This window comes from Pseudomonas sp. SDO5532_S415, from assembly GCF_054071155.1.
In genome coordinates this window covers 1-1,239 of sequence record NZ_JBSVWS010000362.1, presented here as the reverse complement: position 1 = coordinate 1,239, position 1,239 = coordinate 1, and the positions used below count along the sequence as shown (strand labels likewise).

Genomic DNA, 1,239 nt, shown 5'->3' with positions numbered 1-1,239 from the left:
GCCTGCTCGCGAAAAACGATGACACGGTCTAACTGGCGGCCATCCGCACTTTCCGCGCCTTCAACCCGGCAATCAACGACGGCCCCAACGCCACCAGCGCCGACCCCAGCACCACCAACACCGCCCCGCCATACCCCAGGCCGTTGATCGTCTCGGCATGCACATATTCCGGCCACCACCAGGCCGCCAGCGCCACGGCGCCAAAGGTCACCAACGGCGTAATCGCCAGCGTTGCGCTGACCCGCGAGGCTTCCCAATGGGCCAGGGCTTCGGCAAATGCGCCGTAGGCAATCAGGGTGTTCATGCAGCACGCCAGCAGCAGCCAGCCTTGCAACGGGTTCAGTTGCAGCGCTTCCAGCGGATGTACCCACGGCGTCAGCAACAGTCCGCAAAACAGGTAGATCACCATCATCACCTGCAGCGAATTCCACACCGTCAGCAATTGCTTTTGCCCCAAGGCATAAAAGGTCCAGACCGTGGACGCGAACAACACCAGCAACACACCGGCGGTGTAGTCGGTCAACGAGGTGAGCAACTCACTCAGACGCTGATTGAAAAACAGGGCAAAGCCGATCAGCAGGACCAGCAAGCCAATCCCCTGCCCCAGGCTGAAACGCTCCTTGAACACAAACACGCTGGCAATCAGCAACATGATCGGGCCCATCTGCACCACCAATTGTGCGGTCCCGGGGCTGAGCAGATTCAGGCCCATCAGATACAGCACGTAGTTGCCCACCAGGCCGAGTACCGCCATCAACACCAGCCAGCCGCCGCGCGGCCCCAGCACTTTGCGACTCGGCAGACGCCTGGTTGCCGCCAGGTAAATGAACAGGCAGCCACCGGAGACCATCAGGCGAAACCAGGTCACCGTGACAGGGTCCATCACCAGCAATACCTGTTTGAGTTTGATCGGCAGGATTCCCCACAGCAACGCAGTCAACAAGGCCAGGAGCAGACCGTAAACCCAGCGACCGGATGAAATGTGCATGCGAACCCCAAAGCCAAGTGTCTAGATCCGTCATTCTAGGCGCACTACCGTGTGGCACACAGGGACAGTTTGCGTCGGGCCGCGAATGAAACTGTGCAGGTCGCAAGGAAGTTGTATTTCCGCACTCGGGAAAACACGCTGGAGGGACCGTTTGGGCGGGAAGTCCGGACTTATATCAAGCGGGTGCAGTCTTTGAGTATGAATAGATAGACCGAGTCGCTGCCTTCGCGAGCAGGCTCGCTCCCACAGGA

General features: G+C 59.6%; 1 protein-coding gene. It reads right to left on the bottom strand.

The genetic code is table 11. From position 1 onward, the window contains the following. Positions 1–28 precede the first annotated feature (28 nt). Positions 29–988, bottom strand: coding sequence for a DMT family transporter (locus ACW9HW_RS30105; protein WP_095196474.1), 960 nt, complete (start codon positions 986–988; stop codon positions 29–31). Positions 989–1,239: the final 251 nt, after the last annotated feature.